Genomic DNA, 20,838 nt, shown 5'->3' on the forward strand with positions numbered 1-20,838 from the left:
CTGTGGGAGCGGGTTCACCCGCGGAAAGGGCCGGCACAGGCAGTGAATGAACCACAGGAGCCGCCAAGTGACCCCCGAACAATTCCGCCAGTATGGCCACCAACTGATCGACCTGATTGCCGACTACCGCCAAACCGTTGGCGAGCGCCCGGTCATGGCCCAAGTCGAGCCCGGCTACCTCAAGGCCGCGTTACCCGCAACCGCGCCCCAGCAAGGCGAACCCTTCGAGGCCATCCTCGACGATGTCAACCAGCTGGTCATGCCCGGGCTGTCCCATTGGCAGCACCCGGACTTCTACGGCTATTTCCCTTCCAACGGCACGTTGTCCTCGGTACTCGGTGACTTCCTCAGCACCGGCCTGGGCGTGCTGGGCCTGTCGTGGCAATCCAGCCCGGCGCTGAGCGAGCTGGAAGAAACCACCCTCGACTGGCTGCGTCAGTTGCTCGGCCTCTCTGGTCAATGGAGCGGAGTGATCCAGGACACCGCTTCGACCAGCACCCTGGTGGCGCTGATCAGCGCCCGTGAGCGCGCCACTGACTACGCATTGGTACGCGGCGGCCTGCAAGCCGAAGCCAAGCCTTTGATCGTGTATGTCAGCGCCCACGCCCACAGTTCGGTGGACAAGGCGGCGTTGCTGGCCGGTTTTGGTCGCGACAACATCCGCCTGATCCCAACAGACGAACACTATGGCCTGCGCCCACAAGCGTTGCAGGCGGCGATCGAGCAGGACCTGGCTGCCGGCAACCAGCCCTGCGCTGTGGTTGCCACCACGGGTACCACCACCACCACGGCCCTCGACCCGCTGCGCCCGATTGGCGAAATCGCCCAGGCTCATGGGCTGTGGCTACATGTGGACTCGGCCATGGCCGGTTCCGCGATGATCCTGCCCGAGTGCCGCTGGATGTGGGACGGCATCGAGCTGGCCGACTCGGTAGTAGTCAACGCGCACAAGTGGCTGGGTGTAGCCTTCGATTGCTCCATCTACTACGTACGTGACCCGCAGCATCTGATCCGGGTAATGAGCACCAACCCCAGCTACCTGCAATCAGCAGTCGATGGCGAGGTGAAGAACCTTCGTGACTGGGGTATTCCACTCGGCCGGCGGTTCCGTGCGCTGAAGCTGTGGTTCATGTTGCGCAGCGAGGGCGTTGAGGCGTTGCAGGAGCGCTTGCGGCGCGACCTGGGCAATGCCCAGTGGCTGGCGGGGCAGGTTGGGGCTGCTGCCGGGTGGGAGGTGTTGGCGCCGGTGCAGTTGCAGACCTTGTGCATTCGCCATCGGCCGGCGGGGCTGGCCGGGGAGGCGCTGGATGCGCACACCAAAGCCTGGGCGCAGCGGCTGAATGCGTCCGGGGATGCGTATGTGACGCCAGCGACGCTGGATGGGCGGTGGATGGTACGGGTTTCGATCGGAGCGCTGCCTACTGAGCGCGAGCATGTCGAGAAACTCTGGGAGAAGTTGCAAGACGTGGTCAAAGGCTGAGATCGGCGGGGCGCCTCGCGGGTAATCAGCCTTCTGCAAACACTGCCCGCAGGTGTGCCCTGTAGCTGTCGAACGCGGCAATTGCCCCCGCCACTACCTCTGCCTCTTCCTGCTCATCCAGCACCACGCTATCGAGCGTGGCAACAAACTCGCGCCACTGTAGCGCTCGGCCACTCGGTGGCGGCGCCAGGTGGCGGGCGCCCAGGTCGGCATCCAGCCCCAGGCGCTGGGTGTGCTTGAACAGGAACGCTGCGCCCAGGTTCGACCCTTCACTGCAATACAACCAGCCCAGCGCCTGGGTCGGGCTGGCGCACACTGGGTGAGGGAGCGTTGGCAGTGGCAGGCCCAAGTCTCGCAAATCAGCCTCGACTGCCGCAAAGCGCGACAGCTCGACCAGCCCGGGCAGGCGCTGGTTGAGCTGTTCGTCCTGATACAACGCCAACAGGCTGCCGTGAAACCGGTATTGCACCTGCAAGAAGCGGCCATAGCGCTCACGGTCCTGGAACGGGCGTGCGGCCATCACCAGTTGATCGACGCTGTCATGGTCCCGGCTGCTGGCCGCCTTCAAACGTTTGCAGCGGCCTTGCTCCATGAAAGTGACGGGGGCAGCGGTCATCGGCGTATCCTTGGCAAGTGGTCAGTAAGCGCATGATGCTTGCCATCGCTGGCGGGCGGCAAGCACCGCACTTGCAGGTTAGCCCAGGGCCGCCGCCTGTTGCAGGTTGAGCGAGCGGGTTTCCGGTGCCAGCGCCCATGACAGCAGCAGGCCGAAGAAGGTGATGGCAGCCGCCACGTACATGGTCTGTGCGATGCCCAGCACATCCAGTGACATCGGCACCAGGTAAGTCCCTACCGCAGCCCCGATGCGCGAGATGGAGGTGCCCATGCCCACAGCGAAGGCGCGAATCTCGGTGGGGAAGATCTCGTTCGGGTACACCAGCGTAAGCACCTGGGCACCGCCAATGAACAGTGCATACAAGGCAAAGAACAGCAGAATCCAGATGCCCGCGCTGCTGTGCAGCGCGCCCAGGCACAACAAGGCCATGCCCGACACCAGGAAGCTGTACAGCAGCAGGTTGCGCCGGCCGATGACGTTGATCAGCCGGGTGGCGAGTATGCAACCGACCACGAAGAACAACGTGATCAGTACCGAACCGATCGAGGCGCTGTCGCCTTTCACGTTCAGCGCCGCCAGCACCTTGGGTGCAAACGCGTACACCGAGAACAGCGGGATGATGCAGCAGGTCCAGAACACGATGACAAACAGCATGCGCTTGCCATAACCGGCATACAGCAGGCTCCAGATGTTCACCTTGTGCTGGGTGCTTTGCTCGGGCAGGTTGCGCAGGGAAAAATCGTTGCCGTACACCGCCTTGATCACCTGCTCCGCCTCTGCACTGCGGCCTTTGCTGAGCAGCCAGCGTGGTGATTCGGGTGTACCGATACGTACCACGAAAAGGGCAAGGCCGATGCTGGCGGAGCTGGCCAGTACCAGGCGCCAGGCGTCCTCGGCGCCACTGCGCAGCACCAGCTCGCCGACAATGTAGGCCGCTGCGGCACCGGCAAACCACAGGATGGTAAGCATGGCCAGGCGGGGGCCGCGGTACTTCCTGGGCATGAACTCGACCAGCAGCGAGGTGGCTACCGGGTACTCGATGCCAACGGCGATGCCGATGACCAGCCGCAGCAGGAAGATGGTCAGCGCCGAGTCGGCCCAGAACTGCCCAAGCGATGCAACGATGAACAGGGTGGGCCCGACGAAGAACAAGCGTTTGCGTCCAAGCCGGTCGGTCAGCCAGCCGCCGAGAAAGCCGCCGAAGAAAATGCCGATCAACGCCGAGGCAGCGATCAGGCCTTCCCAGTAACTGTTCAACGACAATGCCGTGCTGATGTGCGCCAGGGCGACGCCGATGATGCTCAGCACATAGCCATCGACGAACGAGCCGCCGCCAGAGCGCAAGGTGAGCAGTTTGTGGAACCTGTTTAGCGGTACATCTTCAACTGAAATTGCAGGATTTGTCATTCTTGTCTCCCGATATGGGTTTTCGAGTAGGAAGGGGGCAGCGCGGCAGCCAAAGCGGAGCCGTGAAGCCATCTCGAAAATTCAGTGATCGATGGCTATATGCTTGTTTTTATTGTGGGTACCGGTAACGGCGTGTTCAGCAACCTTCCGCTTGTGCTCCTTGTCTCTCAGATTTCATAACGCACTTCCTTGGAAGGTGGGTGGCCGAAGAACGCACTGTAGGACCTGCTGAAATGAGTACACGACACAAAGCCGCAGGCGATGGACACATCGAAGATCGATGCGTTGGAGTTCTGGATCAGGCGCCGCGCTTCGGTAATGCGCAGCTGGAAGTAGTACTTCTGCGGGGTGGTCTCCAGTTGGTCCTTGAACAGCCGCTGCACCTGGCGTACCGACAGGCCGACGGCCTGGCACAGTTGCCCGGGTGGCAGTGGGTCCTCTAGGTTGGCCTCCATCAGCGTGATGATTTCGCGCAGGGGCCGGCTGACCTTCGGTTGCAGCGGCTTCTGAATACTGCGGAACCTGCTTTGATCATGGTCCAGTGTGTCGAGCACCGCATCGGCCAGCGCCTGGTTGCAACCGATGTTCAGCCACTGCAGCATCATTTCGAAAGCGCCGGCCGGCGACGCGGCGGTCAGCCGGTCGCGGTCGAGCACCAGCGCATCGTGGGTGACCATGGCGTGTGGCACGCGTTCGGCCAGGGCAATCCGCTGTTCCGGGTGGATCGCGCAGCGGTAGCCATCGAGCAGCCCAGCACTGCCCAGGTACCAGGCGCCGTTCCACAAGCCGCCAAGTACCACGGGGAACCTGGCCAGCCGTTTCAGCAGCGCGGTCAGCCAGCCGGGTACCGTACGGGCGGCACGCAGGCCGCCGCAGACCACCATGATGTCGAGGTCGCACAAGCGCACATCGGTCAGCGGCGTGTCTGGCCGGATGGGTATGGCCAGGTCGCTCATGACTTCGTTGTGGTTGTGGCTGAAGGTGTGCACGCGGATCGAGCCGGGGGCGATCAGGTTGGCAGTAACCAACACATCCAGGGCCTGGGTGAAACTGGGCAGGGAAAAGTTTTCCAGTAGCAGAAAACCAACCCGCGAGGGCGCGGGCCGCGCTACCGAGTGTGCCATGAAGCCCAGGTTGCGCTCTTTGAATGTGTGGCTGAATGCTCTTGTCGTTATTGTCATGGGTCACCCAGGCGCTGGCGTACAGGTCGGGGCTAATGTAAGAGCGTGCCGGATATAAAGTCCAACGACATTTACACAGTTAGAACAATAACCTCATGTTATTGCATGGGTGGCGATGTTTCGCATAACCCAAGGTAATGCGTAAAGTAATTTAAGTGCGGATGTGTTTTTTCGGCTGCTGTGTACGATTGAGTTGTCCAGTACGCGGAATGAGGAGCGCACATCAGGATGTCGCAGCGGCAAGTTGACCCCGATACCGTGTTACTTCGCATGCCTTCGTTGCGTGCTGTTAAAGCATTTGTTGCCGCTGCCAAGTACCAGAGTTTTACCCGGGCTGCAGAAGCGCTGTGCGTGTCGCAGGCAGCCATCAGCCGCCAGGTGCGCGAACTGGAAACCTACCTGAGTGCGCGGTTGTTCGAACGCGTGGGCCGTACGGTTGAGCTCACGCCTGCCGGTTCGGTGTTTTTCGAGGCGTCGCAGTTGTCGTTCGTGAACATTGCCCAGGCGGCGGAGCGCATTCGGCGTACCCCCCAGGAAAAACAGGTGCTGACCATTTGCTGCTCCCCGGCGTTTTCCGCCTTCTGGTTGTCGCAGCACATCAATGTGTTTCGTGCCGACAACCCGGATATCGAACTTAGCCTGATCACTACGCAGAACTTCCAGACGCGCGAGCCGGGTGTGGAGCCGGATGTGATCATCTCCAAGTTCGCCAATCCGGGCGAGGGCTACACGCTGTACCCGTTGTGCCATGACGTGATTTACCCGGTGTGCACGCCTGAATACCTGCGCCAGCACCCTGGGATCGACACCCTGGAGGGCCTGCGCAACAGCGCATTGCTGGACTTGAGCCCCTATGGCCGGGCGGGCGTGGCCGAGCATGTGGACTGGCGCGTGTGGCTGGCATTCCACAACGTGGATATCGATGGGCGTGGCGCCGATAGCCCGCCGTTGTTCCACGCCAACGACTACAGCCTGATCATCAACATGGTGCTGGCCAACCAGGGCATTGCACTGGGCTGGAACCAGTTGGTAGCCGGCCTGGTCGAGCAGGGCCGGCTGACCAGGCCGGTGAGTGAGCAAATGACGTTGCGCAATAGCCTGCATTACCTGGCCTGCCGGGAAAAAGACAATGACGACACCTGCGTGCGGGTGAGGGACTGGATACTTTCAGAGTTTGCCCGGTAGGTACGTTGAAATAGCCAGACTGATGCATGACGTTGAGTAATGGGTTTGGCGTTGAAAATGTCGTTTGTAGTGGTCGCCAGGCGTGGCTTAGTGTGCTGTGAAGTTGCAGGGTGTTAGTTAAAACAACAAGGGTTTGGTCATTGCCGCCCATTGTCATGAACTGCGAGTGGCTGGAGGATAATAATGAATAGCAATGAAACCGTCATCGGTCTGATCAATCAGCGCAAGCCGCGCCATGTATTGCCCCGTGAACTGTATCTGGACGCTGACGTATACCGCCACGACCTTGAACAGATCTGGCACAAGGACTGGGTGTTTGCCGGCCATACATTCGAGATCCCCAAGGCAGGCCAGTATTTCACCCTGCAGATTGGCGACTACCCGGTAGCGGTGGTGCGTGGCAAGGATGGCGAGGTACGCGCCTTCCACAATGCCTGCCGCCACCGCGGGGCCAAAGTGTGCGAGCACGCCAACGGTAAAGTGGCCAAGCTGGTGTGCCCGTACCACAAGTGGACATTCGAGCTGGACGGCAACCTGATCTATGCCGGCAACATGGGCGCGGACTTCGACAAGACCCAATACAACCTCAAGCCGGTGCATGTGGAAATCGTCCACAGCTACATTTACGTGTGTGTGGCGCAACAGGCGCCGGACTTCAACAGCTTCCGTGCCTCGGTAAGCCCCTTCATCGCCCCCCATGGGCTGGAAAACTGCAAGGTGGCCTTCGAGTCCAACCTGATCGAGAAGGGCAACTGGAAGCTGGTGTTCGAAAACAACCGTGAGTGCTACCACTGCGACGGTACCCATCCGGAGCTGCTCAACTCGTTCGTCGAGAACCTGTCGGTGGCCGGCGTGGGCGGTGATGACGACCCTGAACTGGTGGCCCACTGGACCCGTTGCGAGACGGCCGGCATGCCCAGCCGCCTGGTCATGGACCCGCTGGGGCGCTTCCGCATGACCCGCATTCCGCTTTCTGCGGGTGCCGTCAGCTACACCATGGATGGCAAGCCCGCCGTGAACGGGCGGCTGGACAAGAGTGGCGAGGCAGATATCGGCGCGCTGTTGTATTTCAACTATCCGTCTACCTGGAACCACTTCCTGGGCGACCATGCGCTCAGCTTCCGCGTGCTGCCGATCGGGCCGGGAGAAACGCTGGTAACGACCAAGTGGCTGGTGCCGGAGTCGGCGGTGGAAGGGGTTGACTACGATCTGGATCGGCTGACCAAGGTATGGCTGGCGACCAACGACCAGGACCGCCGCCTGGTGGAAGGTACGCATGCGGGTGTGTCGTCGCCGGCCTATGAACCCGGGCCGTTCTCGGAAAATGCTGAAAACGGCGTGTGCCAGTTCGATGACTGGTACTGCGCGACCATGCTGGAGCGCTTGAGTGGGCGCGTGCTGTTGAAATCGGTGGTTTGACCCACTGGGCAACATGGATATCGCTGCGGATGGCACCGGCTTTGCCGGTGTTCGCGGCTAAAGCCGCTCCCACAGGTACCGCGTTAACTCAAAGCTTGCGCAATCCCTGTGGGAGCGGGCATGCCCGCGAAACAGGCGACGCGGTGGATGGCACCGGCTTTGCCGGTGTTCGCGGCGGTTCGACGCCTCGACGCGCCCGCTCCCACAGAGATTGCGCAGGGCTCAGGCTTATGCAGTCCTGTGGGAGCGGCTTTAGCCGCGAAGGGGCCGGTACAGGCAATACAGTAATCATCGACTGATTTACCATGGCAGCGCTTTCACGTTACCAAGGAATCAGCCATGAGTACCCCCCAGTTCCGCACCCCCACCGCCGCAGACGCCGAGCGCTGCTACGCCATTGAAATCGGCGCCTATGAAGGCGACGAGGCGGCCACCCTGGAGAAGATCCGCACCCGGGTCGCACAGTATCCGCAAGGCTTCCTGATCCTGGAAAGCGCAGGCGAGATCGTTGGTTTCATCAACAGCGGCTGCGCCCACGAAGTTGTCATGTCGGATGAAGACTTCAAGGAACTGGTCGGCCATGACCCGGCAGCCTTGAACGTGGTGATCATGTCGGTAGTGGTAGACCCGGCACACCAGGGGAAAGGGTACGCCAAGCTGTTGATGGATGAATTCATCACCCGCATGAAGGCGTCGGGCAAGCAGACCATTCACCTGATGTGCAAGGACCAGCATGTAGCGCTGTACGAGAAACTGGGGTACCAGTATGTGAAGCCGTCGCCGTCGGACCACGGCGGCATGGCGTGGCATGAGATGCTCATGGTTTTGTAACCGCATCTACGCTTCAGGTTTAGCGGCCAAACAGGCTGTGGATCACTTCCCACAGGGGCCTGCTGAGTGATCTTGATTCATTACCGACAAAAGGACCTGAACCTTGGCCAACCCGGCAGCCGCCCATACCTCTCGCCAAGCCACTTGCATCGCCTTGCTGGTCGCCATCACCTTTTTCATGGAAAACCTCGACGCTACCGTCATCGCCACGGCACTGCCGCAAATGGCCAGCGACTTCGGCGAAAACGCTGTAAGCCTGAACATCGGTATCAGTGCCTACTTGCTGGCGGTAGCGGTGTTCATTCCATTGAGCGGCTGGGTGGCCGACCGTTTCGGCCCGCGGCAGGTGTTTGCCGGGGCCATCGGCCTGTTTACTGTCGCTTCGTTGCTGTGCGGCATGGCGCCGAATCTGGAATCCTTCGTCGCCGCGCGGGTACTGCAAGGCATTGGCGGTGCCCTGATGGTTCCGGTGGGCCGGCTGGTGGTGCTGCGAACAACCGAGAAGAAAGACCTGGTGAAAATGCTCGCGGTGATCACCTGGCCCGGCCTGGTCGCGCCGGTACTGGGCCCGCCGCTGGGTGGCCTGATTGTCACCCACTGGTCGTGGCCGTGGATTTTCTACCTGAACATCCCACTTGGGTTGCTGGCCATTGCGGCGGCCTGGTGGTTGATTCCCAATGCGCGCTCAGCTGAGACGCGTCGCTTTGACACGCTGGGCTTCGTGTTCCTGGCATCGGCTTGCGCAGCGTGGCTGGTTGGCCTGGAAATGCTCGGTTCGCTGGCCGGTGGCAGCCTGGGTGCCGGGCTTGCGCTGGTGTCGCTGGGCGGGTTGCTGACCTGGCTGGCGATGCGTCACTGTCAGCGCCATCCTGCCGCGCTGTTGCCACTGGATACCCTGGCTATCCCTACGTTCAGGGTCAGCATCGTGGGCGGTACCTTGTTTCGTCTGTCGATCAGTGCCTTGCCGTTCCTGATCCCGTTGCTGCTGCAGATCGGCTTTGGCCTGTCGCCAGTGGATGCGGGGCTGCTGGTGCTGGCGATCTTTGCTGGCAACCTGGCAATGAAGCCGTTCACCACCGGCTTGCTGCGGCGCTATGGCTTTCGCCGCGTGTTGCTGGTCAATGGCCTGACTGGCGTTGGCTGCATCCTGGCTTGCCTGGGCTTGCAGCAGGGCATGCCGTGGTACTGGATGGCGTTGGTGTTGTTCGTGGGCGGGCTTTCGCGTTCAATGCAGTTCACCACCTACAACGCTGTCGGCTTCGCCGATGTGCCCAAGCCGCAGATGGGCGAGGCTTCGACGCTGTTCAGCATGTGCTTCCAGTTGGCGATGGCATTGGGGGTGGCGGTGGTGGCGCTGTTGCTACGCGTGGCGATGATGGTGCGCGGTGCTGAAAGCGAACTGACAGTCAGCGACTTCCACTGGGCGTTGATTGGCGTTGCGTTGATTGCCTGTGTGGCGTTGGCGGATGCCATGCGTTTGCCGAGCAACGCCGGGGAGCAAGTCTTGCGCACCTGACGGCAGCGGCGCGGGCCTACAACGCATCACGTAGCTGGATGACGCCATCAAGCGCCAGCGCCTGTGCCGAGTAGCACAGGCCGATGCGTCGGCGCAGGTCCAGTTGTGGCATAGGCGCCATGTGCACGCCACGGTGCTCGGCAGCCAGTGACTCTGGCACGATCGCGGCGCCCAGGCCTGCGGCAACCAGCTCCAGGGCCAGGGCGAAGGTCTCTGCTTCTGCCACCAGCGTGCCGTTGTAGAAAGGTTGCAGGCGCTGATGGCTGGGCTGCGCCGGGCAGGTGATCCACTGGGCCTCGGTGTTTACCTGCGGCGCAGTCGCCAGTACGAACCGGTCGTTGTGCAGGGGCAGGAACAGCTCATCTTCACAACGCAACTCCTCGCTGGCTAGCCGCACCGCACCCATGCAACCGGTTACCAGTTGCAGACGCACCGCAGGCTGGATGGCCGCCGCGGCCAGCACCACCTTGCCCAGCACTGCCGCACTCACATCCTGCTCGACACCCATCTGCAACGGCGTGCGTTCACGGTCGCCCTTGAAGCGGCCAAGCAAGCGGTTGGCATCGGCGACCATGCGCTGTGCTTCGGGGTACAACGCACGTGCGTCCTCGGTCACCTCCACGCCGCGGGTCTGGCGCACGAACAGCGTGGTGCCCAGGGTTTGTTCCAACGCCCTGATGCTGCCGGAAAGCGCCGGTTGGCTAAGGTGTATCGAGCGTGCGGCGGCGGTGATATTGCGTGCTTCGAACACGGCGATGAAGGCGCGAAGCTGGCGGTAATCCATTGGGGTACCCATAAGTGATGCTGATGGCTGCGAAAGGAATTTCCCGTTTTTCGCAAAAAATTCTGGCTTCTATACTCGCTCTATTCCTAACCCATAGGCAAACTGGATAACAGGACGGTGACCATGACCCACTCTCATAAACCCTTGGTAGTCATTACCGGTGCCAGCTCTGGCATTGGCCTGGCCACTGCCAAACTGCTGTCCAGCCACGGCCACGCGCTATTGCTGTTGTCCCGCCGTTTGGCGCCGATGCAGCAACTGCAATTGCCAGACACGCTGGCGCTGGCGGTCGATGTAACCGACCGCGCTGCCCTGCTGGCCGCCGTGGCCGAGGCCGAAGCGCGTTTTGGCCCGGTAGATGCGATCATCAACAATGCGGGCGTGATGCTGCTGGGCAACATCACCACCCAGGATCCGCAACAGTGGGACCGCATGCTCGACGTCAACGTACGCGGGCTGCTCAACGGTATTCATGCGGTGGCCAGCGGCATGGTCCAGCGCAAGCAGGGCACTATCATCAATGTCAGTTCCGTGGCCGGGCGCAAGGCCTTTCCAAACCATGTCGCCTACGTCGGCACCAAGTTCGCCGTCACTGGCCTGTCGGAAAACCTGCGCGAAGAGTTGGCACCCAGCAACGTACGGGTGATTACCATCGAGCCGGGCGCGGTGGACACCGAACTGCTCAGCCACACCACCGATGACGCCATCAAGGACGGCTACAACGACTGGAAGCAGGAAATGGGCGGGGTACTCACGGCCGAGACCATTGCCGAGACCATCGCCTTTGCCTATGGCCAGCCGCAGTCGGTGTGCATTCGGGAAATCGTGGTGTGTGCTACCCGCCAGCAGGCGTGACGGGGGCCGCAAACGCGACCCCAGTGCCAGTCTATTTGCCGCTGACCAGCTGAAGCGCCAGTTGGTTGTGGCGTTCCAGCACGCGTGGCAGGTCGACGGTGGCCAGCTGGCCGTCCTTCACCACCACGCGGCCGTTGATCACGCTGGTATGCACTTGGGTAGGGGTGCAGAACACCAGTGCCGCCAGCGGGTCGTGATGGCCGCCGGCATAGGCCACGTTGCCCAGGTCGAAGGCGACGAAGTCGGCAACCATGCCGGGGGCAAGGGCGCCGATGTCATTGCGGTTGAGCACCTTGGCGCCGCCCAGGGTGGCGATTTCCAGTGCTTCGCGTGCGGTCATCGCGTCGGGGCCGAAGCCAACCCGCTGCAGCAGCAGGGCCTGGCGCACTTCACCGATCATGCTGGCGCCATCGTTGGACGCCGAGCCATCGACCCCCAGGCCCACGGGCACACCGTGGTCGCGCATCTTGCGCACCGGGGCGATGCCCGAGGCCAGGCGCATGTTCGAACACGGGCAGTGGGCGACACCGGTGCCGGTACGGGCGAACAGCTCGATGCCGTGCTGGTCCAGCTGCACACAATGTGCGTGCCACACATCGTGGCCGACCCAGCCGAGGTCTTCGGCGTATTCGGCGGGGGTCATGCCGAACTTTTCGCGGCTGTAGGCGATGTCGTTGACGTTCTCGGCCAGGTGGGTGTGCAACGACACCCCGTACTGGCGCGCCAGCACCGCCGCTTCGCGCATCAGGTCACGGCTGACCGAAAACGGTGAGCACGGCGCCACCACGATACGGCGCATCGAGCCGTGGCTGGCATCGTGGTAGTCCTCGATCAGGCGCTGGGATTCCTTGAGGATATCAGCCTCCTTTTCCACCACCGAATCAGGCGGCAGGCCGCCCTGGCTCTGGCCCACGCTCATGCTGCCGCGCGCGGCATGGAAGCGCATGCCGATCTCGGCGGCAGCGTGGATGCTGTCGTCGAGCTTGCAGCCGTTGGGGTAGATGTACAGGTGGTCGCTGGAGGTGGTGCAGCCGGACAGGATCAGTTCGGCCATGGCGGTCTGGGTCGACACCGCGATCATCTCGGGGGTCAGGCGTGCCCAGATCGGGTACAGGTTGGTCAGCCAGTTGAACAGCTCGCCGTCCTGGGCGGCCGGCACCACGCGGGTGAGGCTCTGGTACATGTGGTGGTGGGTATTGACCAGGCCCGGGATGACCACTTTGCCGGCCATGTCGAGGATGACGTCGGCATGCTGTGGCAGGGTATCGCTGGGGCCGACCTGCTTGATCAGGTTGTCTTCGATGAACAGGCCGCCATTCTTGATCTCGCGGCGTTCGCCGTCCATGGTGACCAGCAGTGCGGCGTTTTTGACCAGTAACGTTTTTGCAGCATTTGTAGATGACATGGCTAAAGCCTGCGCAATACGCACCGGCGATTACCGATGTCATAGGCGCAGGGCATTGTAAGCAAGGTTTTTGTAGATTGTATACAGCCTCTGTCAGCCTGTGCTGGCCTCTTCGCGGGCACAGGCTTGACAAGCGGTGCGTCACTCAGCCATCTGCAACTCCGGCAACTTTACCCGGAACGCCCGGGTAAGCCCCATCAGCACCACCAGTCCCATGCCCATCCAGCACAGGCCGATGGTGAACGACAGGCTGGTCAGGCTGCTCCACAGCCACAGCGTGCTGAGAAAGCCCAGGCCTGGAATGGCGCCATACAGCAGGACGTTGCGGCCGCCGCTCAGCTTCTGGTCGACCAGGTAGTGCTTGACCACCGCCAGGTTCACCGCCGAGAAGGCGAACAAGGCGCCAAAGCTGATCATGTTGGCGACGGTGTCCAGGGTGATTACCAGGGCGATCAGCGACAGCAGGCTGACCAGCAGGATGGCTGTGGCCGGCACGCGCTTTTTCGTCACCAGCTGGCCGAACACCCGCGGCAGCGCACCATCACGGCCCATGGCGAACAGCACGCGCGAAACGCTGGCCTGGGAGACCATGGCCGAGGCGAAACAGCCCGCCACGTAGGTGGCGGTGAAGGCGGTCACCAGCAGCTCGCCGCCTACCCGGCGCATCACATCCACAGAGGCCGAGTCCGGGTCGGCAAAGCTGCCCCAGTCGGGGAACACCATCTGCGCGCAATACGACACCACCAGGAACAGCAAGCCGCCAATCAGCGACACGGCCAGGATCGCCATCGGAATGCGATAGGTCGGGTTGCTGGTTTCTTCGGCCATGGTCGAAACCGCATCAAAACCCAGGAACGACAGGCACAGCACGGCCGCGCCGGTCATGATCAGCGGCACGCTGAAGCCCTCGTGGTGGAAGGGGGACAGCAGCGACACCGGCTCCGCCTGGCCAGTGAGCTGGAGAACGGACAGGGCAACAAACACCACGATGAACACCAGTTGCATCACAACCAGAATCCAGTTGACCCGGGTGATCGACTCGATGCCGATCAGGTTGAGGAAGGTAACCAGGGCGATGGAGCCCGCCACCCATACCCAGGCGTGGATGGCCGGGAAGTATTCCGACATGTAGATGCCGATCAGCAGGTAGCTCAGTAGCGGCAGGAAGATGTAGTCGAGCAGTAGCGTCCAGCCGGCAATGAAGCCGATGTGGCTGCCGAAGGCCTTGCGGGTATAGGTGTAGACCGAGCCGGAATAGGGGTGGGCCTGGACCATGCGGCCGTAGCTGTAGGCGGTCAGCAGCATGGCGGCGAGGGTAAGCAGGTAAGCGGTGGGCAGGTGCCCTTTGGTCATCTGGGTGACCAGCCCGTAGGTGGTGAATACCGCCAGGGGGACCATGTAGGCCAGGCCGAACAGCACCAGGGCGGTCATCCCCATGGACTTGCGGAAGCGGCCGGTGCCGGGGCCGGGTTGCGAGGGGCCATGCATGGCGGGGTTATGGGCTGTACTTGTTGTTGTATGCATTGCTAACTCCTGGAAAAGGATGCAGGGCACCGCAGTACGCGAGCAGGCTCGCTACCGATGGTGGGTGTGCAAGGAGGTCGAGCGCAGGGCTCGCAGCGCTGGGGCAGTTTGATGCTCCCACACCCTGTAGGTGCCCGGAATCACCCTTTGGGGTGAGCCGCCGTGGGTTGCCGCAAAGGGGCCTTGGCCGCTCACCCCAAAGGGTGATTTCGGTGCAGGCAACGCCATGGGAGTATCTGGTCAACCACGCACCGCACAGGCGGCGGTGCCACTACTTGAAACGGCAGGCCCACAGTGACTAATCAATTGCTTTCAGAACAGTGGTTCGAGCACCTGGCCAAGGTCACCGAGGCGATCGGCCGGCCGGGCTTTGCCGCCAACCTGTTTGCCGCACTTGGCGTGATCCGCCCGATCCAGGCGACCACGGTGTACCTGTACCCGCATGACGGCATGCCTTGTGCGCTGTTCGAGCAGGACGACAAGGCGCCCTGGCAGCCCGAGGGCAATGTCAGCCGCTACCTGTCAGGCTTCTACTTGCTCGACCCGTTCTACGGTGCCTGTGTGGAGCAGGTCGAGTCCGGGTGCTATGGCCTGTTCGAAGTGGCGCCCGACCACTTCGAGGTCAGCGAGTACTACCAGTCGTTCTACCGGCACTCGCACCTGGAGGATGAGCTCAACTACATCCTCCAGGTGGCGCCGGGGCAGAGCCTGGCGGTGTCGCTGGCGTTCACCGACAAGCTGGATGCGCAAACCCGCGAGCTGTTCGGGCGCATCACGCCTTGGGTACTGGCGGTGCTGAGCAAGCACTTCGCCGGGCTGGACAGCCGCACCGGGCGCTTCGAGAACGTCCTCGAACAACGTATCCATGCCGCGCTGAACAACTTTGGCAGCTCGCTGCTGACCGAGCGTGAATGCCGTATCGCCCAGTTGATCCTGCGAGGCCACTCGACCAAGTCCCTGGCCGAACGCCTGGGAGTGTCGGAAGACACCATCAAGTCGCACCGCAAGAACGTCTACGCCAAGCTCGACATTGGCACCCAGTCCGAGCTGTTTTCCCTGTTCATCGACGCGCTGGCCAATGCCCAGGGCGTGCTGGGCAAGGACCCGCTGGAAAGCTATATGGGCAAGCTGCGCTGAGCGCCGGCCGCCCTGCAACCCCCACCGCAAAGGAAAACCAACAATGAACGCGCCTTTCGCCCCGCAACGCCAGACCCGTGACTACCAGGCAGCCGATGCCGCGCACCACATCCATGCCTTCCTCGACCAGAAGGCGCTGAACGCCGAAGGGCCGCGGGTGATCGTTGGGGGTGAGCGCCTGCACCTGTGGGACAGCGAGGGCAAACGCTACCTGGATGGCATGTCTGGCCTGTGGTGCACCCAGCTTGGCTACGGGCGCCGCGACCTGACTGCTGCCGCTGCCACGCAGATGGACCAGCTTGCCTACTACAACATGTTCTTCCACACCACCCACCCGGCGGTGATCGAGTTGTCCGAGCTGCTGTTCAGCCTGCTGCCCGGGCACTACAGCCACGCGATCTACACCAACTCCGGCTCTGAGGCCAACGAAGTGCTGATCCGCACCGTGCGCCGCTACTGGCAGGTGATGGGCCAGCCGAACAAGAAGGTCATGATTGGTCGCTGGAACGGTTACCACGGCTCGACTTTGGCAGCCACGGCGCTGGGCGGCATGAAGTTCATGCACGAAATGGGCGGGTTGATCCCGGATGTCGCGCACATCGATGAACCCTACTGGTATGCCGAGGGTGGCGAGCTGACCCCGGCCGAGTTCGGCCGCCGTTGCGCCTTGCAGTTGGAGGAAAAGATCCTGGAACTGGGTGCCGAGAACGTTGCCGGCTTCATCGCCGAACCGTTCCAGGGGGCCGGTGGCATGATCTTTCCACCGGAAAGCTACTGGCCGGAAATCCAGCGTATCTGCCGCCAGTACGATGTGCTGCTGTGCGCTGATGAGGTGATTGGGGGCTTTGGCCGCACCGGTGAGTGGTTTGCCCATGAGTACTTTGGCTTCGAGCCCGACACCCTGTCGATCGCCAAGGGCCTGACCAGCGGCTACGTGCCCATGGGCGGGCTGGTGCTGAGCAAACGCATTGCCGAGGCCTTGGTGGAGCGGGGCGGGGTATTTGCCCACGGCCTGACCTATTCCGGCCACCCGGTGGCGGCGGCGGTGGCCATTGCCAACCTGAAGGCGCTGCGCGACGAGGGCATCGTGGCTCAGGTAAAGGACGACACCGGGCCGTACCTGCAGCGCATCCTGCGCGAGGTGTTTGCCGACCACCCGTTGATCGGCCAGGTGCAGGGCGCCGGGCTGGTGGCAGCGTTGCAGTTTGCCGAGCACAAGCCAACGCGCAAGCGTTATGCCAACGAGAACGACCTGGCCTGGCAGTGCCGCACCTTCGGCTTTGAAGAAGGGGTGATCATTCGCTCGACCCTGGGCCGGATGATCATGGCGCCAGCCCTGATTGCCAACCACAGCGAGCTGGATGAGTTGGTGGAGAAGACCCGCATTGCCGTAGACCGCACGGCCCGCCTGGTCGGCAAGCTCTAAACCGCTCTCATAGAACTGCGCATCACTTACTGATTTAGCAGAGTCCCTGTGGGAGCGGGCGCGTCGAGGCGTCGAACCGCCGCGAAGAATCCAACGCGGTGTATGGCACCGGCTTCGCCGGTGTTCGCGGGCATGCCCGCTCCCACAGGCAACGCGTCGCCCATTACAAAAAAGACTGCTCCAAAGGCTTAAGGAGTACAAATGTACACCCTCGAATTCTGGCAACAACGCGCTTTGGACCTGTACCTGCCGGCCAGCGCGCTGATCGACGGCAAACCCGTCAACGCACAGGGCGGCGCCACGTTCGCTGCCATCAACCCCGCCACCAACACCGTGCTGGCCCAGGTTGCCGCCTGCGGCCAGACCGAGGTCGACCTTGCGGTGGCCAGCGCACGCCGGGCCTTCGAACAAGGCCCCTGGGCGCGCATGGCCCCTGGCGAGCGCAAGAAAGTGCTGCTGCGCCTCGCCGAACTGATCATGGCCAATCGTGAAGAACTGGCCTTGCTGGACTCGCTGAACATGGGCAAGCCGGTCATGGACGCCTACAACATCGATGTCCCGGGTTCGGCCCATGTGTTCGCCTGGTACGGTGAGGCGCTGGACAAACTCTACGACCAGGTGGCGCCCACTGCGCCCAACGCACTCGCCACCATCACCCGCGAAGCGCTCGGTGTGGTTGCCGCTGTGGTGCCCTGGAACTTCCCGCTCGACATGGCCGCCTGGAAGCTCGCACCCGCATTGGCTGCCGGCAACAGCGTGGTACTCAAACCCGCCGAGCAATCACCGTTCTCGGCCCTGCGCCTGGCCCGGCTGGCGCTGGAGGCCGGCCTGCCGGAAGGCGTGCTGAACGTGGTGCCGGGCCTGGGCGAGCAAGCCGGGCAGGCGCTGGGCCTGCACCCGGATGTGGACTGCCTGGTGTTCACCGGCTCCACCCAGGTGGGCAAGTACTTCATGCAGTACTCGGCGCAGTCCAACCTCAAGCAGGTATGGCTGGAGTGTGGCGGCAAAAGCCCCAACCTGGTGTTCGAGAACTGCCAGGACCTGGACCTGGCAGCGGAAAAGGCCGCATTCGGTATTTTCTTCAACCAGGGCGAGGTGTGCTCGGCCAATTCGCGGTTGTATGTGCAGCGTTCCATCCATGACGAATTTGTCGAGCGCCTGCAAGCGAAGGCCCGCCAATGGATGCCGGGCAACCCGCTGGACCCGGCAAGCCGTGCCGGTGCCATTGTCGATGCCGAGCAGGCCGGGCGTATCGAGGCCGCCATTGCCCGCGCCGGGCAAGAGGGTGCACGGCTGGTGAGCGGCGGCCGACGCCTGACCATCGACGGTTCGGACAACTACATCGAGCCGACCATTTTTGCCGATGTTGATAGCCGCATGACCCTGGCGCGGGAGGAAGTGTTCGGGCCGGTGTTGGCGGTCAGTGCCTTCGACACCGAAGAGCAAGCCGTGCGCCTGGCCAACGACAGCATCTATGGCCTGGCGGCCTCGGTGTGGAGCGACGACTTCAACCAGGTGCACCGCGTGGCGCGGGCATTGAAGGCCGGTACGGTGTCGGTGAACACGGTCGATGCGCTGGATGTGACGGTACCGTTTGGTGGGGGCAAGCAGTCGGGGTTTGGCCGCGACCTGTCGCTGCACTCGTTCGACAAGTATTCGCAGCTCAAGACCACTTGGTACCAGCTGCGCGCCTGATCATCTGATCATGCACCGCGTCGCCTGCTTCGCGGGCTTGCCCGCTCCCACACATCCGTCACAGCTTTCAGGCTTGTGCTGGACCTGTGGGAGCGGGCGTGCCCGCGAAGAGGCCACCTCAGGCGCCACAGCGGGTTCGGTCAGAAGTCCACGCTAGCCGACAACTGATAGGTTCGCGGCGCCCCCAGCCCCAGGGTCTGGGTCAACGGCACCCCCCAATAATCCTTGTCCCCCAGGTTGGCAATATTCGCGCGCAAGGTAACCGGCTTGCTGGCGACCTGGGTAACGTAGCGGGCGCCAACGTCGAATATCGTGTAACCCGGAATCGACAGGCTGTTGTCGGCATTGATGTACTGTTTGGACTGCGACGTCACATTGCCGGTAAGCGTAAGCCCATCCAGGCCGGGGATGTCCCACTCCATGCCCAGCTTGCCTTGCAGCTTGGGGTAGGCGGTGGCGGTCTTGCCGTCGTTGGCGCCGCCCTGCGTCTTGGTCAGCTTGGGGTCGACATAGGCCACGCCGCCCATCAGGCGCACGTCGGGCAGGGGGGCGCCGAAGAAGCTCCATTCCACCCCACGGTTACGTTGCTCGCCACCGAACGAAAAGACATTGGTGGCCGGGTCGGTGTAGCTGCTTGGCCGCTTGATTTCGTACAGCGCCAGTGTGTGGCTGAATGTGCCCAGGTCAAGCTTCAGGCCGATTTCCTTCTGCTTGGATTTGTACGGCGCGAACACGTCGCCATAGTTGGCAGCAGTGATCGGTGCGGCAGCGCCCTTGCTCAGGCCTTCGATGTAGTTGGCGTAGAGCGACAGCTCATCGGTCAGCTTGAACAGGATCGCCCCGGCGGGTGTGGTGGCGTGGGTGTCGTAACCTGGCTTGTTGCGTGCGCCGGTGTTGGTGTTGTACGTGTCGGTGACCACCTCCTGGCGACGCACGCCGAGGGTGAGCTGTACGCGGTCATCCAGCACCGACAACGTGTCGGCGATGCCGTAGCTTTTCAGGTCGTTCTCGGTGTGGGCAATCAGTGGCCAGGCCTCTGACACTTTCGGGCCCCAGACCGGGTTGTAGATGTTGGTCGTCCAGTTCGAACCGGCGGCGCGGCGGCCAAAGTCCTTTTGTTCATCGCTGTACTGGGTAGCGTTGAGCGACCATTGGTGGCTGATGCCGAAGGTGTCGAAATGCCCGCGCAGCCCGACTTCGGCAGAGGTCTTGTGGATCTCCATCTGCAACTGGCCCATCGCCGTGGTGAAGTCGCCGGCGCTGTTGTTCACGGTGGCCGTCAGGGCGCCACTGTAGCGATAGTCGGTCTTGCTGGTACCGATCGCACCATAGGCCAGCACCTGGTCATTCAGCTCATATTCGCCACGCAGGATGACGCCTTTGTCCTTGGTTTCCACATAGGCCCAGTCGGGGTTGAGCAGCGTTTCGTTGCTGGGCGGCCTGGGCACCGGCACGCCAGCGGCCAGGCCCATGCCGCGGTTCTGGCCGTTGAGATGGTCGTCGGTATCGAACAGGTCAAGCGACAGCCTGGCGCGTTCACCACGCCAGTCCAGGGCCAGTGAAGACAGCACGTTACGCTGGCTTTGGTCATCGATGGCGGTATCACCGTCGCGGTACATGCCGTTGAAGCGCACACCGAACTGGTTGCCCTCGCCGAAGCGCCGGCCTACATCGATATGGCCGCCAAGCTGGGCGTCGGAGGCATAGGTGGCGGTAAGCCGGGTCAGTGGCGTGTCACCGGCGCGCTTGGGAATGAGGTTGACGATACCGCCCACCGAGCCGCCCGGGGGCATACCGTTCAGCAGCGCCGACGGGCCTTTGAGTACTTCGATACGCTCGTACATTTCGGGCGAGGCACGGTAGAAAGGCGCCATGCCGAACAGGCCGTCGACGGTCATGTCGCTGACGTTGGTCTGAAAACCCCGGATCGAGTAGTTCTCACTGTAGGTGCCGGTCAGGCCGTTGCTGAAAACCGACGGGTCGGTGGCAGCGATGACGTCAGTGATGTCGCGGGCTTGCAGGTCCTGGATGTAGGTGTCGGTGTAGCTGATGGTGCTGAACGGGGTCTCCATGAAGTCCTTGTTGCCCAGCAGGCCCACGCGGCCGCCCGTCGCCACCTGGCCGCCGGCGTACACCGGGGGCAGAGGGTCGGCGGCGTTGGCCTGGGCATCGATCACCGTGGCTTGCAACTCCGACACGGCTGGCTTTTCTTCAGCCGCCTCGTGAATGGCAGGTGTTTCGGCGCGCGCGGTGATGGGCGCTAGCGCACAGCCGCCAATGGCCATACCGATGAGGACTGCTTGGGACAAAGGGGTGCGCTGTAGCGCGGGCGACGGGTGAGCAAACAGGGGGCGATTGGACACGCGATGGCTCCAGG

Annotated in this window: 16 protein-coding genes; 9 read left to right on the forward strand and 7 right to left on the reverse strand. The window is 62.5% G+C overall.

Going from position 1 to position 20,838, the window contains the following annotated elements; genetic code table 11:
• Positions 1-67: 67 nt before the first annotated feature.
• Positions 68-1,480 (forward strand): DOPA decarboxylase, encoded by a 1,413-nt coding sequence (locus ACFY9W_RS24135; RefSeq protein WP_391135727.1) that lies wholly within the window; start codon positions 68-70, stop codon positions 1,478-1,480.
• A 25-nt stretch (positions 1,481-1,505) separates the two neighbouring features.
• On the opposite strand, the gene ACFY9W_RS24140 is transcribed toward ACFY9W_RS24135, so the two are convergent.
• The 3 genes from ACFY9W_RS24140 to ACFY9W_RS24150 form a co-directional block, all read right to left on the reverse strand.
• On the reverse strand, positions 1,506-2,096 hold the full coding sequence (locus ACFY9W_RS24140) for a biliverdin-producing heme oxygenase (RefSeq protein ID WP_391135729.1): 591 nt from the start codon (positions 2,094-2,096) through the stop codon (positions 1,506-1,508).
• A 78-nt stretch (positions 2,097-2,174) separates the two neighbouring features.
• Complete coding sequence (locus ACFY9W_RS24145) at positions 2,175-3,503, reverse strand: MFS transporter (RefSeq protein ID WP_391135732.1); 1,329 nt, start codon at positions 3,501-3,503, stop codon at positions 2,175-2,177.
• 167 nt (positions 3,504-3,670) lie between these two features.
• A complete protein-coding gene (locus tag ACFY9W_RS24150) occupies positions 3,671-4,684 on the reverse strand; it encodes a helix-turn-helix domain-containing protein (RefSeq protein WP_391135735.1) in 1,014 nt (337 codons plus the stop codon).
• A 270-nt stretch (positions 4,685-4,954) separates the two neighbouring features.
• Between ACFY9W_RS24150 and ACFY9W_RS24155 the strand changes: the two genes are divergently transcribed.
• The 4 genes from ACFY9W_RS24155 to ACFY9W_RS24170 all read left to right on the forward strand — a co-directional run bounded on the left by ACFY9W_RS24155 (position 4,955) and on the right by ACFY9W_RS24170 (position 9,635).
• A complete protein-coding gene (locus ACFY9W_RS24155) occupies positions 4,955-5,869 on the forward strand; it encodes a LysR family transcriptional regulator (RefSeq protein WP_391135738.1) in 915 nt (304 codons plus the stop codon).
• Between the two features lie 183 nt (positions 5,870-6,052).
• On the forward strand, positions 6,053-7,288 hold the full coding sequence (locus ACFY9W_RS24160) for an SRPBCC family protein (RefSeq protein ID WP_391135741.1): 1,236 nt from the start codon (positions 6,053-6,055) through the stop codon (positions 7,286-7,288).
• A 339-nt stretch (positions 7,289-7,627) separates the two neighbouring features.
• Positions 7,628-8,119, forward strand: a complete 492-nt coding sequence (locus ACFY9W_RS24165; protein ID WP_391135744.1) for a GNAT family N-acetyltransferase — start codon at positions 7,628-7,630, stop codon at positions 8,117-8,119.
• A 103-nt stretch (positions 8,120-8,222) separates the two neighbouring features.
• Positions 8,223-9,635 carry an MFS transporter gene (locus ACFY9W_RS24170; protein WP_391135747.1) on the forward strand — a complete coding sequence of 471 codons (1,413 nt, stop codon included), beginning with the start codon at positions 8,223-8,225 and terminating at the stop codon, positions 9,633-9,635.
• A gap of 16 nt (positions 9,636-9,651) precedes the next feature.
• On the opposite strand, the gene ACFY9W_RS24175 is transcribed toward ACFY9W_RS24170, so the two are convergent.
• The gene (locus tag ACFY9W_RS24175; RefSeq protein ID WP_391135750.1) at positions 9,652-10,419 is read right to left on the reverse strand and encodes a LysR family transcriptional regulator; all 768 of its coding nucleotides are present in this window, start codon (positions 10,417-10,419) and stop codon (positions 9,652-9,654) included.
• A 123-nt stretch (positions 10,420-10,542) separates the two neighbouring features.
• Between ACFY9W_RS24175 and ACFY9W_RS24180 the strand changes: the two genes are divergently transcribed.
• Positions 10,543-11,274 (forward strand): SDR family NAD(P)-dependent oxidoreductase, encoded by a 732-nt coding sequence (locus ACFY9W_RS24180; RefSeq protein ID WP_391135753.1) that lies wholly within the window; start codon positions 10,543-10,545, stop codon positions 11,272-11,274.
• Between the two features lie 31 nt (positions 11,275-11,305).
• Here ACFY9W_RS24180 and ACFY9W_RS24185 read toward each other — a convergent pair whose 3' ends face one another.
• Positions 11,306-12,679, reverse strand: coding sequence for an 8-oxoguanine deaminase (locus tag ACFY9W_RS24185; RefSeq protein WP_391135756.1), 1,374 nt, complete (start codon positions 12,677-12,679; stop codon positions 11,306-11,308).
• A 141-nt stretch (positions 12,680-12,820) separates the two neighbouring features.
• Positions 12,821-14,203: an amino acid permease gene (locus ACFY9W_RS24190; protein ID WP_391135758.1), complete on the reverse strand. Its 1,383-nt coding sequence runs from the start codon at positions 14,201-14,203 to the stop codon at positions 12,821-12,823.
• Between the two features lie 294 nt (positions 14,204-14,497).
• Between ACFY9W_RS24190 and ACFY9W_RS24195 the strand changes: the two genes are divergently transcribed.
• The 3 genes from ACFY9W_RS24195 (at position 14,498) to ACFY9W_RS24205 (ending at position 18,461) form a co-directional block, all read left to right on the forward strand.
• Positions 14,498-15,340, forward strand: a complete 843-nt coding sequence (locus tag ACFY9W_RS24195; RefSeq protein WP_391135762.1) for a LuxR C-terminal-related transcriptional regulator — start codon at positions 14,498-14,500, stop codon at positions 15,338-15,340.
• A gap of 43 nt (positions 15,341-15,383) precedes the next feature.
• Entirely contained in the window at positions 15,384-16,766 is a 1,383-nt protein-coding gene (locus ACFY9W_RS24200) for an aspartate aminotransferase family protein (RefSeq protein ID WP_391135765.1), read from the forward strand.
• Between the two features lie 201 nt (positions 16,767-16,967).
• The gene (locus tag ACFY9W_RS24205) at positions 16,968-18,461 is read left to right on the forward strand and encodes an aldehyde dehydrogenase family protein (RefSeq protein WP_391135768.1); all 1,494 of its coding nucleotides are present in this window, start codon (positions 16,968-16,970) and stop codon (positions 18,459-18,461) included.
• Positions 18,462-18,601: 140 nt separating this feature from the next.
• Here ACFY9W_RS24205 and ACFY9W_RS24210 read toward each other — a convergent pair whose 3' ends face one another.
• A complete protein-coding gene (locus ACFY9W_RS24210; RefSeq protein ID WP_391135813.1) occupies positions 18,602-20,746 on the reverse strand; it encodes a TonB-dependent siderophore receptor in 2,145 nt (714 codons plus the stop codon).
• Between the last annotated feature and the right edge of the window lie 92 nt (positions 20,747-20,838).

It is taken from the genome of Pseudomonas sp. NPDC008258, assembly GCF_042956345.1.
Taxonomy (GTDB): Bacteria; Pseudomonadota; Gammaproteobacteria; order Pseudomonadales; family Pseudomonadaceae; genus Aquipseudomonas.